The following is an 18074-nucleotide window of genomic DNA, read 5'->3' on the forward strand; positions in this document are numbered from 1 at the left end:
TTGAATTATTGGCTGTAACTTTTGTTACTCAAAGCTTTTTCTATACAAGCTTGTAACTTTTTAGCTAAGGTGGTTACACTAGGTTGGGAAACCATATATTCGTGATAACCAGGAACAGTTTCTACCTTAACTTCGCCAATAGACTCCTCTGCCCAACCTAGAGTTGGTCCCATAGCAGCAATGACTTCCTGGGAGAATCCCAATGAACCTTTTTCAGGTTTGAATAAAGTCATAGAACCTGAATAGTTGGGTGGTGAGTAGCTACGCATTGCATTATAATTTAGCTCCAAAACTTTCAGGAGACGTTCAATATCAGCAACCTGAAAATCAAGAGGAACTACATTAGCTTGTTGAGCTTTATTCAAAATGAAGACTGTTCTTTCCTCTGGAGCAAGTTTCTGGAATTCTTCGGTAGGTATAGAAACAGTTCCCCCAAACAATTGAAAGACAATTTCTTCCCCTTCTACTTCTACTAAGTTTTGCTCATCAGGCAACTTCGATGGGGCGTAGGTATCAAGTAATCCTAGAAAAGCTACTTGTTCACCTTGAATCGTTAATTCGTAAGCCATCTGTAATGCTACTGCTCCACCAAATGACCAACCAAGTAGAGTATACGGACCATTTGGCTGCACCTCACGAATAGCAGAAAGGTAAAGACTAGCCATATCTTCTACCCGTGTGAGTGGTTCTTGCCCTTTTTCTATACCTAATGCTTGTAGACCATAGAAGGGTTGCTCCGTTCCCAATAGTTTAGCTAACTCAAAGTAGCAGAAAGCAGTTCCACCACCAGGGTGTATGCAAAATATTGGCACTTTGGAGCCATTTGGGTTAATAGGAAATAGAGGGGAAAAGGAGGAAATACTCTCTTGACGGAGAACAGCAGCTAGTTCCTCAATAGTAGGAGATTGGAAGAGGGTTGACAGGGATAGAGATTTCCCCAACTCATTTTCAATATATTTCATCAAGCGAACTGCCAAAAGTGAGTGACCCCCTAGGTCAAAGAAATTATCTCTAATGCTAATTTGATGAATACCTAAAAGATCTTCCCATATTTTTAGCAATAGTAATTCTTGGCGATCGCGTGGTGCAATATATTCTTGGTTTTGATATCTACTGGCCATATCCGGGACAGGTAAAGCCTTACGGTCTACCTTACCGTTAGGAGTCAGAGGCAGTTGCGACAACACCATCAATCCCGATGGCACCATATACTCTGGCAACCGCGACTGTATATACTCTCTCAACTGTGGTATCAGTTCCTTTCTCAACTGGGAACTCAACGGATTATTCCCATAATGATGCCAGTTACCTGCTACCACCGATTTTTGAGTCAGGGGTGTTAACACTATCCCTTCTTTGGCTAACTCACTGCGCACAAATACCCCATCCATCAATTCTCCACTACCCTGAGTAGACCAACACAACTCCAAGCTATACCCTAAAGATGCACTCAGTTCATATAACCTCTCTGGGTCTATGCCATTGACTGCCTTGGACTCTAACTTCTGCCTTAACTGCTGTACATTCTGTTTTGCTTCTGGCTGTGATAGCAACTCCACTAAACCTACATCACTTGCTACTCTACCATTTACTAAACCACTAAAGCAAATTGATTCTGGCTGTTGGTCTCGCAGATAAGTTTCTATCTGTTGAACACTCAGAGAAGCTCCACTTTCTACAGTCGGTGTTATTACTTTTCCTGGTTGTGCCTCTATATGCAACAGTACGCTATACCTATATTTATTCAGTTCATTGTGTTCTGTTCCCCTCTGTAAACGGATTTGTACATCAGTTATTTCTGGATGTTTTTCTTGGAGAGCTACAAACAACTCTGGTGACAATAACAACTCGGTCTCCTGCTCCATTTTTCTGTCTATTTTTTCTAAGAGTTGTTGTCTCGACAGTGAGGGAGTTGCTTGATACAGCTGCACCGAACTGTGAAAGGCTTTCATTAATGGCAAACTCCGGATATCTCCTAGGAAAATCATTCCTCCTGGTTTGACTACCCGGATACTTTTTTCTATTACTTCCAACAAATACTCCACACTAGGGAAATACTGCACTATGGAACTCAGCAATACGACATCGAAACTGTTATCTGGTATATCAGCCATGTCTTCAGCTCGTTTCTGTGCTAAGGAGACATGACTATATTCTTCTGGTTCCTGTTCTATTTGTTTTTTGATGTATTCTAATGAGACCTTGGAGATATCTGTTCCATAATAGTTTTGTGTCTGCGGGGCAATTTGAAATAGGAGCATTCCTGTGCCACAACCTATTTCCCACAAACTCTCTGGTTTCTGGGCTAATACTTGAGTTACTATATCTCCTGCCCAGATGCGCATTTGCTCTACTGGTATGGGCTGGTTATCGTAGTTACTAATCCATCCTCTAGTGTTAAATAGAGAGTCAGTTACTTCACTCTTATTTTCTTTAATTAGTTGGTTAAATAGGTTTTGCCAACTGTTGATGTGAGTATCTAATAGTTGTAAACTAGAAGTGCTAACTGTTTCAGTTTCTGCAAATAACCTTTGATAAAAAGTAGTTTGCTTAAACTGTTGTTTCCAGTGATAAGAAATGTGTTCAAAATCAATATCTTCTCTTTGTTGCCTGATAATACGTCCTTGGATAGCATAATCTGGATTCAAATTATTTTCGCAGAGCTTTCGGCTACAAAAAGCTTCAATCACATCTCCTTCACTCACATCAATACCAGGCTCAAACACTGGAAAATAAACTGGTAACCAACAATGCTCATGTTCGAGAATATCTATACACTCACCCTCAATAGTATGCAAATTTAACCAGACCAGAAAACCATCTAATCTGCCGGATTTTTCTATCCTTAACTGAATTTGATGAGTCAACTCTGTATCTAAAAATTTAGTAAAGTATAAATCCTCAAATATTTCTCGATTGGAAAGTAAATTTGCTTGAGGAAATCCTTTAATACAAACCCGTAAATCAAAAGGATACCCAACCTGTTCAAAAATTTTCTGGGTATAATAACCAGAAACTTTGGTAAATCTGGGTTGATTAAGTAATGGTTCTGGAAGAGTTACTGCTGCAATCTTAGTCACACTTCTTTCGGGAATCATCGCACCGTCTGGCTTCAAAAACCTTCTGGTATTATTAATAATTACTGCTGCTCCTTCACATCCACCAATGGCTCCCACAATTTCAGAAACACATACATCCGCTAATTCGGGTAGGTTAACCGTCATCGCATCTCCATGTATGATTTCAATTTGTGCCGATAATCCCAACTTATCCACGCAAGCTTTAGCTAACTGACTGGTTTCTTGGTCTCTCTCAATAGCATAGATTTTCTTAGCTCCTGCTTGTGCACAAAATCTCGCCAAAATAGCATCCTTGCCTGTCCCAATTTCTACCACTACTCGCTCTTTAACAAGGTGATTAATTGCCACTTGATAACTTTGGTTTCGACGATGGTCATTAGTCATCGCATAGTACAATAACTCATCATAAACATAGTATTCGGCTATTGATGGCCAAAGTTCTATGCCTTTCATCTTCTGGATATTTTGTTCCAACTCTGGTTCGGGAACAAAATATGCTACCAACCGCTTGTTCCCTGGAGTATCTTCCCTGTCGATTACTACAGCTTGTTGGACTTGGGAATGCCTCCTGAGAACTGATTCAATTTCTCCAGGTTCAATTCGGAAACCTCGTATCTTCACCTGATTATCTATGCGACCAAGAAACTCAATATTGCCATCCGGTAAGTAACGAGCTAAATCTCCTGTTTTGTACAGCCTCTCCTCGGTTAAATTCCTCAAAGGATGGGAAATAAATTTTTCCTGTGTTAATTGAGGTTGGTTAAGATAGCCACGAGCTAAACCAACACCACTGATATAAATTTCACCAGGTACTCCTATGGGGACTGGTTGTAAATTCCTGTCTAGGATGTAGATTTGAGTATTGCTGATCGGCCTACCTATGGGTGGCACAGAACACTCTGGTGAGCATTCGGCCATGGTGGCACATACTGTTGATTCTGTTGGTCCGTAGGCGTTCACAAATTGTCGTCCCTTTGCCCACCAAGATATTAACTCTGGCGAGCAAGCTTCTCCTGCTACAACTATAGTCTTTAAATCTGGTAATTCCTCTTTTGGCATCACTGCCAGAGCTGAGGGGGGTATGGTGATATGGGTGATTTTGTTGTTCCGCAACCACTGACTCATACCCACTCCAGGCATTAAGGTATCTCGGCTGCCCATGTACAAACTGGCTCCTGAACCTAAAGCCATGACTATTTCCGAGATGGAGGCATCGAAACTTAATGATGCGAATTGAAGCACTCTACTGTTTGAGTTGACTTGAAATGCTTGAATTTGAACTGTAGCCAGATTACACAGTCCCTTGTGTTCTACCAAGACTCCTTTCGGTTTACCTGTGGAACCTGATGTATAAATTACATAAGCTAAATTTTGGGGGCTGACTTCACTCTCTACTTTTTCTGGTGTTTCTGTGGCTATTTTTTCCCAATCTTTATCTAGAAAGACTACTTGGGCTTGATGTTGGGGGAGTTGAGCTAATAATTGTTCTTGAGTTAGTAACACTGACACTTGGGAGTCAGCGAACATATATTCTAGGCGTTCTTGGGGATAGGCCGGGTCTAATGGCACATAAGCTCCTTCGGCTTTGAGTATGGCTAATAAACCTACTACCATCTCTACTGAACGCTCTACACATATTCCCACTAGCATTTCTGGTTTGACTCCCAAGGTTTGCAAGTAGTGGGCTAGTTGATTGGCTTTAGTATTTAATTGGGAGTAGGTCAACTTTTGTTGTTCAAATACTACTGCTACTGCATCTGGGGTTTTCTCTACCTGATCCTCAAATAACTGATGGATACATTTGTCTGTGGGGTAATCTGTTTTCGTATTATTCCACTCTATCAGTATCTGGTCTAGCTCTGGCTCTGTCATTAATGATAGTGCTGTTACTCTCTGTTGTGGATCTTTCACTATCCCTTCTAACAAGTTCTGGAAATGACCGGCCATTCGGGCAATAGTTTGCTCATCAAATAAGTCAGCATTGTATTTTAATAACCCAACCATAAATGAGTCCTGTTCAAGCATTTCCAGGAATAAATCATATTGACTTTCATACTGTTCGAGTCCAAAAGGTTTTACTTCAAGTCCTCCCCAATTCATTAAGGTTTTTTTGCTGCTAAACAACACCTTTTGCACATCTTGAAATTCCTGGAATTTTTGTAGTACAAAACAAGCCTGAAAAAGAGGAGCACGACTGGAGTCACGTTCTACCTGTAACTTCTCTACCAATAAAGCAAAGGGATAATCTTGATGAGCTAGTGCTCCCAGGACTGTCTGGCGTACTTGAGAGAGGAAATCTCTAAAAGAGAGATTCCCTGACAAATCTGCTCTCATTACTACTGAGTCTACAAAGTAACCAACAATAGAAGCAAACTCAGCTTTAGTCCTACCATATGTAGGCGATCCTAACAATATATCCTCTTGACCGGTGTAACGAGATAGAAGCACCTGAAAACCAGCTAACAGGAGCATATAAAGAGTTACCTCTTCTTTTTGAGCCAGTGTCTTCAGTTGCTGAGTCAGCTTTTCAGATAATTTGAAGGGGTAACTACCACCGTTATAGGTCTGTATTGGCGGTCGTGGTCTGTCTGTGGGCAAATTCAATACAGGTAATTCCCCGCCTAATTTTTGTTGCCAATAGTTCCATAGTTGTTCTCCTTCTTGTCCTTCTACTAACTTCTTTTGCCAACTAACATAATCGTGATAAGAATGCTTTAGTGGTGGTAGGGATGCCTCAAGCCCATTTAATTGAGATTGGTAGAGTTGTGGCAGCTCTTTGGCAATTAAATTGTATGACCAACCATCTAAAGCAATGTGGTGTATTGTCAGTAACATAATATGGTCTTGTTCGGAACAAGTAAACCACCTAACTCGCATCACTGGTTCTGTTTCTAGGTTAAAAGGATGTCTGTGAGCTTCAACTACCTTTTTGTTTAACTCCTCTTCACTCCAACTAGAAGCATCTATCTGTAAGAAGTCTAACTCTTGATGTTGATGTAGTTGCTGGATTGGTTGTTCGCCTAACGTCGGGAATGTACTCCGTAGTAGCGGATGCCTTTCCCTTAGAGCTTGAAAAACTTGTTGCCAAATAGTTATATCTACCTTAGAGTAGATCCGAACCGAAAATGACACATTATAATTATGATTTTGAGGTGATAGCTGCCACAAAAACCAGAGACCTTTTTGACCATAAGAGAGGGGATGGACTTGGAATATATCTGGATTTTCCTTTAGTAACTGTAAGATTTCTGATTTGTGCTGCTTCAGTTGAGCAATAACATCGGGAGTTAATACCTCTTGGGAACCTCCCGTACGCAATTTTTCCCCATCACACCATAATTTTACTCCTTTGAGAGAGATATCTTGTAAAAACTCCACTAAGTTCATAGTTCTACCTCTATCCAATTAGTATCTTTGACGTTATCTGGCTCAATAATTTTATTTTTATCTGTTTTAATGATCAGTTGTTGCTTAATCTCATTTGCTAGAGCTATAATGGTGATTCCTTCCATAAATATGGTGGCTGGAATATCGACTCGCAGCTCAATTTGAATCTGATTTCGCAATTCCACAGCCATCAATGAGTCAAGTCCCATCATAATTAGAGATTTTTCTAACTCTATTTGAGAAACTGTCATACCCATAATATGAGCAATTTTGCTTTGGAGATAAGAGGTCAATAGCTTTTCTTGTTCCCTATCTGAAGCTAAATTTAGCTGTTCTAGAATTCGACCGCTCTGACTCTGTTCTACCGATTTTGTGGTAAAAGCTTCTAAAAATGGGAGCTTTGCCAATCCTGGCATCTGCCTAAAAAACTCCGACCAATTAACAGGGAACACCCCTACTTGGCTTTGAGACCCTGATAACAATGAACCTAATGCTTGCATTCCTGATTCTGGTTCAATTGCCACTACCCCACTGCTCTGCATTCGATTTTGATGTTCCCTTGCTAAACGAGCAGCCATTCCTGCTGTTGCCCATGCTCCCCAGTTAATACTTAATCCTGGTAAACCCTGACCTCGGCGATAGTGGGCGATCGCATCCATCAAACCATTGGCCGCCGCATAGTTTCCTTGACCATAATTCCCCAACATCGAAGCCATAGACGAGAAACACACAAAGAAATCTAAAGGTAAATCCTGAGTCAGTTGATGTAAATACCAGGTTCCTGACACCTTGGGAGCCATAACTTTTGTAAATCTATCCCAGCTCATCTTTTGTAATACCCCGTCATCCAACACCCCAGCAGCATGAATCACTCCTTTAAGTGGAGGTAACGAAGCAGATATCCCCTCTAAGATTTTGATGACAGACTCTTGAGTAGAAATATCCCCTAACAAAACACTGACTGATGCTCCTGCTGCTTCTAACTCCTCTATGATTTTTTGTGCAGTTTCATTCGGACTCCGACGCCCAGTTAATACTATATACTTGGCTCCCTCGGATACCATCCATTGGGCTACTTCTAAGCCTAAAGCTCCTAAACCTCCTGTAATTAAATAACTTGCTTCTGGTTTGATGGATTTTTGCTCATCTCCAGTTTCTGGCATAGAAACTACCACTTTTCCTATATGCTTACCTTGCTGCATATATCGGAAGGCAGCTTTGATTTCTGTACTAGGAAATACTTTATAAGATAATGCTTTCAGTTTTCCTTGCTGACACTGCTGGTTCAATTCCTCTGAAATTTTGGCAATTAAACCTGGTTGTTGTTGGATCCTCTCTCCAATATCAAAGGGAAAGTAATCAGCATCTGGTCGCTTCTGCATCACCTGTTGTTGCTCCCAAATCCCTATTTTACCAATTTCTACAAACCGTCCTTGAGTAGCCAAAACAGCAAAACTCTTATCAATGAAATCTCCATTCAGACTATTTAAGACTATATCTACACCTTTTCCCTGAGTCAAACTCATTATTTCATCAGCAAACTCTAAAGTGCGAGAGTTCATTATGTGTTTAATGCCCATAGACTTGAGAAACTCCCACTTAGGCGGACTCGCAGTCGCGAATACTTCTGCTCCTGTCTGTAGTGCGATTTGAACTGCCGCTTGCCCTACACCACCAGCAGCAGCATGAATTAATACTCGCTCTCCTGGCTGAATTTTAGCTAAGTGTTGTAATCCATAGTAAGCTGTAGCGAAAGTCAATGGTAAAGTAGCTGCTTCCGTAAAACTCAGATTTTTCGGTTTAGCCATCACTAACTCAGCCGGAGTAGTGACAAAGCTACTGAACCCATTATGAACCAAAGCCATCACCTCATCTCCCACCTGCCACTGAGACACATTGTCTCCCACAGATGCAATAACGCCTACACATTCTAAGCCCAAGTTAAGTTGAGCTACGTCAGTAATACCTAATACCTGAGCATAATATTCTTTCAGTAACCCCAAGGAATTGAGTACATCTCGGAAGTTTAAACCCACTGCTTTGACTTGAATTTCTACTTCATTCCCTTGTGGAGGACGGCGCTGCATTACTTGCCACTTGAGGTTGTCTATCAGTCCATATTCAGACAACTTCAATTCTAGTGGTTGATTTTCTAATCCTAATTTTTCTTCTAAGCTCGATTTCGGCTTTTGTTGTCGTACTAATCTGGCTACATAACGGACTCCCTGACGAATTGCTATTTGGTCTTCATTATTCTTATAAAATACTTCATTTACTAAACTGGGTAGCATTTCCGAAACATTTGTTTTGGGGTCTAAGTCTATTCGGCCACACCTTAATTCTGGGTGTTCTAGACTAATAACACGCCCTAGTCCCCATAGAGTTCCTTGTTGGGGTTGCACCACTTCTGCTTCATCCAATATACTCTGAGTCCCTTGAGTAACTAACCACATCGGTGTTACATTAGTCAATCCAGCTTGAACTAAGGCTTGCACTAAATGTAACGCTGTTGCACAACCAAGTTGTTGAGCTGTTTGTAAATCCTCAACTTCATTTATTATACCCCATAAATGCAAAATGCCCTTAATATCTGAATTATCTTGGAGCAGTTTGGGAAATTGTTCAGCTACAGTGGGATTAATTTGATAATGTTGAGCATCTAATTGCTGATACTCTGAACCTGGGGATACCCAAATATAGTTCTGTCCTCTCTCTTCTAGATACTTCCCGACCGAGTCTACCAATTCATCAGTAAGTGCAAATACTAACCATTTACCAGAGCCATTTTCATTTGCAGTTTTTGTTAAGGGTTGAGCTTCCCAGTTGATTTCATAAAACCAATCACTTAAATCTGAATCTAGACTCTTCAGTAAGGTTTCCGGATTCGCTTTCCTACCCTCAAAACCATTAACCTGAGCCACCAATTTCCCAGTTTGGTCAAATAATTGTATTTCGGCTTTCAGCAGTTTTTCCTCTGATGCTCCATCTTTCAATCCACGGGTATAACACCAAAGCGAACCATTCTCAGGGCGCTGATAAAAAGTAAACTTCTCTATACTGAAGGGCACAAAAGTTTCATTTTGGTCATCCGACAGACTGAGGTTAAGTGCAGCCACTGACTGAAAGCATGAGTCAATTAAGGCCGGATGTATTTGATACTTAAGCGCATCTAACACTGTCTCAGGGACTTTCATTTGACACAGAATTTCTCCCTCTCCTAACCATACTTGGTCTATCCATCTAAAACTCTCCCGTAATTGAACTTGTCTATCCCATATATTCTGGTAAATTTCTGTACTTTCAATTTTTTTAGTACAACGAGATTGAATTTCTTCGATGGTTTCTAGAGACTGCTGCGTTTGCGAAGCATGACCTAGGAATCGCTCAACATTGGTAGGATAAATCTTTCCTGTAGCATGGACAGCCCAAGAATTACTCTCAGAGCTATCAAAACTAATTACTTGAAATGAATATGAGCTATCCTGTGGAGTTAAAGCTACCTGAACGTTCCGTACCCCCTGTTCTGGTATTGCTAAGGCTTGGGGAAACAGAATGTCCTCCAGTTGACATCCGGTTGTAGAAAATGTTAGAGAGGCGCTTGCTAACAATAGAGAAATGTGACTTGCACCAGGCACTACAACTTTTTCATATATACGGTGGTCTGCTAAAAATGGTAGGGCGTCGGTGCTAAACTCAGATTCAAAAAAGATATCTTTTGATAAAGGAGATTGAAACTTGCGATTAATCAGAGGATGAAGTTTTGTTGTAGAGATACCTTGAGTATTAGCTGTTTCAATCCAATACTTTTCCCGCTGAAATGGATAAGTTGGCAAGATTACTTTCTGATTAGTATAATCTCGGTCAAACCCTGACCAATCTACTTGGGATCCTTTTACATACAACTGTCCTAAACTTGAGAGCATTTGTTGCCATTCTTCTACTCCTGGACGTAAAGATGGTAACCATACTCCCACATCTTCTGGTAAACATTGACGTCCCATCCCCAGTAATATTGCTTTTGGTCCCACTTCCAAGAATACCTTATAACCTTCCTCATCCAGAGTTTTCATACTCTGGGCAAACTTCACTGGTTGTCGGACATGATTTACCCAATATTTAGCGGTAGTCATTTCTGAACTCACCTTTTGACCAGTAACATTAGAAATAACTGGTATCCTAGACTGACTATATGTGACTTCCTGAGCTACTGCTTCAAACTCTGCCAACATTGGCTCCATTAACGGGGAATGAAAAGCATGGGACACCTGTAAATGTTTGGTCTTAACTCCCTTTGCTTCTAACTTACTGCAAATGGTTGCGATCGCTTCACTTTCACCAGAAATCACGATACTTTCTGGTCCATTAATCGCTGCTATTGTCACTTGCGAACTATAATCTCCTATGGCTTCTCTGACTTGAGATTCTGATGCTAACAAAGACACCATTTCACCACCAGAGGGTAACTGTTGCATCAACCTGCCCCGCATGGCGATTAATTTCAGACCGTCCTCCAGACTAAAAACCTCTGCCACACAAGCTGCTACATATTCTCCCACACTATGACCCATCACCACATTGGGTTTAATCCCCCAAGATTCCCATAACTTAGCTAGGGCGTATTCTATAGCAAACAAAGCAGGTTGGGTATAAGCTGTTTGGTCTAGCAAAGAAGAACTTGACTTTTGTGCATCTTTAGGGTATATAGCTTCTAATAGAGGTACTTCTAGATAGGGTTGTAAAATTTGGTCGCATCGATCTAAAGCTTGACGGAAAGTCGGTGCTTGTTCATACAGTTGCCTTCCCATATTCACATACTGGGAACCTTGACCTGTGAATAGGAAAGCTATTTTCGGACTTTGGCTGCAGCCATCTGGTTGTCCAGAAAATAGTCCAACTACTTCTTTCTTAGTTTTCCAGTCAAGCAGTTTTTCTATTAATTCCTTTTGCTCAGAAGCAATAACCCCTAGTCGATGATTAAAATGTCCTCTGCCTGTATTAGCTGTATAACATACATCTGCTAGTGCCAAATCTGGAGAAATTTCTAAATTATTTTGATAAATACTGACTAAATCTTCTAAAGCTTTTTCTGTTTTTGCCGACAGAGCTAATATATGAATCGGACGTTCAGCAATATCCTGAATTCTGAATTCTGAATTCTGAATTCTGAATTCTGCAGGAGCTTCTTCTAAAACAATATGAGCATTGGTGCCACTAATAGCAAAAGAGCTTACTCCTGCTACTCTTTTCCCGCCTGATGACAGCCAAGGTGTGAGTTGAGTAGGTACTTTTAAAGGTATATTCTCCCAATCAATATAGGGGTTAGGATTAGCAAAATGCAGATGAGGGGCTATTTTTTGATGTTGCAGTTGTAAAACCACCTTAATAACACCTGCAATTCCTGCTGCTGCTTCTAGATGACCAATATTAGTTTTAACTGAAGCGATATGCAATGGATTTTCCCGATCGCGTCCCTGCTCAAACACGCTAGCTAAAGCTCTCACTTCCATAGGATCTCCGAGGGAAGTTCCAGTACCATGAGCTTCCACATAACTCACTCGATCGGGTTCTACTTTTGCTGCTTTGAGAGCTTGCTGAATAAGTTTTTCCTGAGCTAGTTTATTAGGTACTGTCAGTCCGCTACTCGGCCCATCATGATTAACAGCGGAACCACGAATTACTGCCTGGATATTGTCCCCATTTTTGACCGCATCCGACAAACGCTTAAGTACCACAATGCCACATCCCTCTCCCCTACCATAACCATCAGCAGCAGCATCAAAAGTTTTACACTTGCCATCAGGTGATAGAGCCTTTAATTTTGATAGTGCAGTTGTCACTTGAGGAGAGAGAATTAGTTGGACTCCCCCAGCTAAAGCTAGATTAGACTCACCCTGACGCAGACTCTGACAAGCTTCATGTATAGCTACCAGAGATGATGAACAAGCTGTATCTATTGCTATTGATGGGCCTTGCAATCCTAAAAAGTAAGATAACCTACCTGCTGCAAAACAGAACCCATTTCCTGTAGCATCATAAGGGCTAATATTTTCGACTTGGCTCAAACCCAAATTAGCATAATCATTTTGACCGATACCCAGAAACACTCCTGTCTGAGTGTTTTTTAATTGCTGGGGATTAATACCAGCTCTTTCTAAAGCTTCCCAAGTTACTTCCAAAATAAAACGTTGCTGTGGGTCAAGGCTATGGGCTTCTCGGCCAGAGATACCAAAAAATTGCGGATCGAACCGATCTACCTGATCAACTAATGCTGCGTGCCGGATATACATTTTCCCTGGAGTATCAGGGTTGGGGTCGTAGTAAGAATCTATATCCCAACGTTCTAGTGGAATCTCTCTAACAGAGTCTTTACCATTAGATAACAATTCCCAGAAACTTTCTGGTGTGTTGGCATTTCCAGGAAATCGACAGCCTATGCCAATGATGGCGATCGCTTCACTTCTTGAACGCTCCATCATTTCCAATTTAGTTTCTGCTTGCTTTAGCGCCAGAAACATCTGTTTGGATAATGATAGTTGCTCTTTGTTGGTAGTCGGTTCCATGAATTTTTAGCCTTGACGTATTTTGTTATTTGTTGATTGATTGCAATTTCCTGCTTGCAGCAATTTATCAAAGCATACTCTTGATTTTTTCTAGTTGCTGAGCTGCTAGTGCTTCAAATTCTTCTTCTGAGATATTTTCGATAACTGGCAAAATATGATCATCTACGTCTACCTCTTCTAACTCAGGTAAGTTGTTCTCCGAATCTGCTACTGATTGCCATCCCATGACTTCCTTCAATATATATTGGGATAGTGTTTCAATCGTGGGATATTCCATCGCTACTGTCCCGGGTAAGGCAATTCCTAGTTGAGCTTGTAGTCGATTCTTTAATTCCACTGTGGTCAGAGAGTCCATCCCCATTTCCATAAAGCCTAAATTCACTTCAGGTAATTGAGACGAATTAAAACCTAATACCTTAGCTACTTGCCCTCGAATGTGTTTCCTTAAAATTTCCTGACGTTCGCCTGGTGATGCCTTCTCTAATTTTTCTAAAATTTCTCGGTTTAGCTGCTGTTCATGTGTATCTGGTTGCTGTGATTGTTCCTGTTGTAATAGTTGCCGCAGTAATGAACTTTTATTTAAATTACTCCACTGTTGTGTCAATAATGACCACTGTACAGATATTACACCAACTTGTCCAGTTAGAGCTTGATTTCTTAACATTTCTTCTAAGGCATACATGCCTTGTTCTGGAGCAATAGTACTAATTCCCAGGTTATGAATTCGGTTTTGATGTTCAACTGCTAAACTAGCCGCCATTCCTCCATAACTCCAGGCACTCCAGTTAATACTTAATCCAGATAATCCTCTGCCTCGACGATAGTGAGCCAAAGCATCCATAAAAGCATTGGCAGCAGCATAGTTTCCTTGACCTGGTGAACCGATTAAGGAAGCCATTGAGGAGAAGCAGACGAAGAAATCTAGTGGCAGATCTTGGGTGAATTGATGTAAATGCCAAGTTCCTCTTACTTTTGGTGCCATTACCTTGGTAAAATGCTCCCAACTCATCTGTTGCAGGGTAGCGTCATCAAGCACTCCGGCTGCATGAATAACCCCCTTGAGTGTAGGTAAAGATATCTGAATTTCTTCAATAATTTGGGCTACGTCTTGTTCAACAGAGATATCCCCTAACAAAACCCTAACTTGAGCACCTGCCTGTTCTAGTTGTTCTGTGATTTCTTGTACTGTTTCTGATCGAGCACTACGCCCAGTTAACACAATATTTCTGGCTCCCTTTTCTACTAGCCATTGGGCTGTATGTAACCCTAAAGCTCCCAGTCCTCCAGTAATCAAGTAAGTAGCATCAGATGATAATGATAGTGGTTGCTCGGATGATTGAGGAGATTGCTGCACTAAACGAGCTACATAGGTTTGTTCTCCTCGTAAGGCTAGATGGTCTTCTTCTAGGTTATTTACTAGCAGTTGCAGTAGCTTTTCTACTTCGTCTTCTGGTGTTTGTGGATCTAAATCTACTAATCCTCTCCAAAGTTGGGAATTTTCTAGAGATACTACTCTACCTAATCCCCACAAGGGCGAGGCAGCTACTGTTAGTTTCTCCGTGTTAGATAATACTGACTGAGCGCCCCTGGTGACTAGCCATAGTTGAGGAACATTGGTAGTTTTGAGCACACTTTGTAATAGGTGCAAGACACTGCCACACCCCCACAGTTGAGTTTGCTCTAAGCTGTCAAGGGTTAAATCTTCTGTAGCTGGAGCATCTAAACTCCACAAATGAATTACCTTTGATAAGGACAGTTGACTGGTTTCTAGAATGAATTTTTGGAGTTGTTCAAATTCTTCAGGAGCAGAGGGATTGAGTTGATATCTTCCTGCTGCTAGTTGTTGATAGTTGTCTGCTCGATGAACTAGGCTGCATTCATGTCCTTGCTCTTGCAATTTTTGGGCTAATTTTTCCGCGACCCCCGTATTATCCGCAAAAATCAACCAATGACTCGGTTTGATGCTTGTTTGGGACTGAGTCTGAGGCAAAGGTTGCCACTGTAGTTGATAGAACCAATCTTTAATCGTTGCTGCTGCTAATTGTTGCTGATGTTGTTTAGCTAGTACTTCTAATATTTCGGGTAAAAGTTTAAGCTGCTCTGGTGAAAACTTGGCTGCTTGTTCCAGTTGTTGCGCTAGGGTTGCCGTTTCTCCTTGACTTAGCAGGTTAACGATCGCGGTATTACTATTTTCTGATGTCCAAGAACTATGCTGGTGATTTCCGTTTACTTTGGTTTCTACCCAATACCGTTCTCCCTGGAAGGGATATGTCGGTAATGCTACCTTCTGACGAGCATAATCTTTGTCAAATCCTAGCCAATCTATTTTGACTCCCTGTACATATAACTGTCCTAAACTAGAGAGCATCTGCTGCCATTCATCTACTCCTGGACGCAATGAGGGTAACCAGACACCGACTTCTTCTAGTAAACATTGACGCCCCATTCCTAGCAATACTGGTTTGGGTCCGATTTCCAGGAATAACTCATATCCTTGTTGATGCAGAGTCGTCATGCTTTGGGCAAACCGCACTGGTTGGCGCACATGATTTACCCAATATTTGGCAGAAGTAATCTCCTCTCCCACCAGTTTGCCAGTAACATTTGATATCAGTAGTATCCTAGGCTGATGGTAGGTAATTTGATTAGCTACTGCTTCAAATTCTGCCAACATTGGTTCCATCAGAGGGGAATGGAAGGCATGGGATACTTGTAGTTGTTTGGTCTTGATGCCAAGGGATTCCAGGTTAGTTGCGATCGCTCTTACTGCTTCACTATCACCAGAAATTACGATACTTTGGGGTCCGTTGATGGCTGCTATGGCTACTTTGTCTCCTAGGGACATCCCATTCAATGTCTCTAGGACTTTTACTTCTGGAGCCATGACTGAAACCATCTCACCACCAGCAGGTAATTTCTGCATCAACCTTCCCCTAGCGGCAATGAGTTTCAAGGCATCTTCTAAACTAAATACTCCTGCTACTGTTGCTGCTACATATTCTCCTACACTGTGACCCATAACTGCATTTGGTTTAATCCCCCAGGATTGCCAGAGTTGACATAGAGCATACTCTATAGCAAATAGCACCGGTTGGGTATAGGCTGTTTGGTTCAGCAGGGAGGAATCTGATGAGTCGTCTGCTGGATAGAGAATTTCTCGTAATGACTTGTCCCGGAAGGTTTCTACAGTCTTGAGAATATCGTCACATTGGTTAATTGCTTCACGGAAAGTTGCTGCTTGTTGATACAACTGCCTTCCCATGTTGACATATTGGGAACCTTGACCAGTGAATAACAAGGCTATTTTTGGTGCTGTAGTGTTGTTTGGCAGTTTTCCAGAAAAGATTCCAGCTACTTCCTCTCCTTCTTGGTGCTCTCGGAGTTTTTCAACTAATTCTTGTTGGTTCTGTGCGATAACTGCTAATCTGTGGTTGAAATGAGCGCGTCCTGTGTTGGCGGTATAGCAGATATCTCCTACCCCTAATTCTGGATGAGTTGGGAGATAATTTTGATAACTACTGACCAACTCATCAAAAGCTGTTTCGGTTTTAGCTGACAGTGTCAGCAGATGAACTGAACGTTCTAAATAATCTTCACTGTTGCCTTTTCTGTAATCTTCACTGTTGCCTGTTGCCTGTTGCCTGTTGCCTTCTATTGGTGCTTCTTCTAAGATTACATGAGCATTAGTTCCACTAAAACCAAAGGAACTCACTCCCGCGATGCGACTTTTCTCGTTAGTTTGCCAAGGGGTGAGCTGAGTCGAGACCTTTACTGGTAATTGAGACCAATTAATATAAGGATTAGGTTGGTTAAAATGTAGTGATGGTGCTATTTGTTGATGTTGCAGTTGCAGGACTAACTTGAGCAAACCTGCTATTCCTGCCGCTCCTTCGGTGTGACCAATGTTCGTCTTAACCGAACCAATGATTAATGGCTGTTCAACAGAGTGGGTTTTGCCAAATACCGTTCCTATGGCTTCGACTTCAATGGGGTCCCCCAAAGCAGTTCCTGTACCATGAGCTTCAAGATAACTAACACTTGTTGGGTCTACTTCCCCATTTGCCAAAGCTTGACGGATGACTGATTGTTGAGAAGGTCCATTAGGAACCGTTAAACCACTAGTATCACCATCTTGATTGATGGCACTGCCCCGAATTACTGCCAGAATATTGTCCTGGTCTGCTACTGCATCTGATAAACGTTTAAGTACAACAATACCACATCCTTCCCCACGGACAAAGCCATCAGCAGAAGTATCAAAAGTCTTGCACCGACCATCAAAGGATAACATACGAGCCTTAGAAAAGTTGATGCTAAATTCCTGAGATAGCAATAGATTAACCCCTCCAGACAGGGCTAGGTTGCATTCTTGATTCCTTAAACTCGAACAGGCCAAATGGATACTTACTAATGAAGAGGAGCAAGCTGTGTCTACTGCCAAATTGGGTCCTATTAGTCCCAGAATATAGGAAATTCGCCCTGATGCTGTACTGTGGGCATTGCCTGTAGCTACATAGGCATCAAATTGTTCTGGACCTTGACTGAATATACGTTGGGTATAGTCGTTGCCACAAATACCAATAAATACACCTGTTGGGCTTCCTTGGAGTTGTTGCGGATTTTTGCCTGAATTTTCTAGAGCTTCCCAACTGACTTCTAGGAGTAATCTCTGTTGAGGGTCTAGATGGATGGCTTCCTTGGGAGAAATACCAAAAAAATTGTTATCAAACTCCTGAAGTTTGTTGAGAAATCCTCCATAGCGAGTATATATTTTACCAGGACTGTCTGGGTCTGGGTCGTAATAATCATCAAGATGCCATCGGTCTTGTGGTACTTCAGTGATCGCATCTACTCCGTTTTGTAAAATATCCCAGAAGGCTTCTGGAGTAGATGCACCTCCAGGAAAGCGACAACCCATACCAATGATCGCGATTGGTTCTGATTTGTCCTTACTTTTTAGTGCATCAAGTTCAGCTTCCAACTTAGCTATCTTGTCTGATGCCATTTTCATCAGTTTGGCATATTCTTGCACCTGAGTACTACTCAT

Annotated in this window: 3 protein-coding genes; all 3 read right to left on the reverse strand. The window is 41.5% G+C overall.

The window, feature by feature from the left end:
* Window positions 1-5: 5 nt before the first annotated feature.
* Entirely contained in the window at window positions 6-6467 is a 6462-nt protein-coding gene (locus F6J90_RS20530) for a non-ribosomal peptide synthetase (protein ID WP_293097460.1), read from the reverse strand.
* Complete coding sequence (locus tag F6J90_RS20535; RefSeq protein WP_293097462.1) at window positions 6464-13027, reverse strand: type I polyketide synthase; 6564 nt, start codon at window positions 13025-13027, stop codon at window positions 6464-6466. Before F6J90_RS20535 ends, F6J90_RS20530 begins: the two co-directional genes overlap by 4 nt.
* Window positions 13028-13094: 67 nt before the next feature.
* Entirely contained in the window at window positions 13095-18074 is a 4980-nt protein-coding gene (locus F6J90_RS20540; RefSeq protein WP_293097464.1) for a type I polyketide synthase, read from the reverse strand.

The organism is Moorena sp. SIOASIH, assembly GCF_010671925.1.
In the GTDB taxonomy this organism is placed as follows: Bacteria; Cyanobacteriota; Cyanobacteriia; order Cyanobacteriales; family Coleofasciculaceae; genus Moorena.

Excerpts from the sequence above, each read along its gene's own strand:
- F6J90_RS20530 (WP_293097460.1), bottom strand. The coding sequence starts at position 6,467 with ATGAACTTAGTGGAGTTTTTACAAGATATCTCTCTCAAAGGAGTAAAA.
- F6J90_RS20535 (WP_293097462.1), bottom strand. The coding sequence starts at position 13,027 with ATGGAACCGACTACCAACAAAGAGCAACTATCATTATCCAAACAGATG.
- F6J90_RS20540 (WP_293097464.1), bottom strand. The coding sequence starts at position 18,074 with ATGAGTAGTACTCAGGTGCAAGAATATGCCAAACTGATGAAAATGGCA.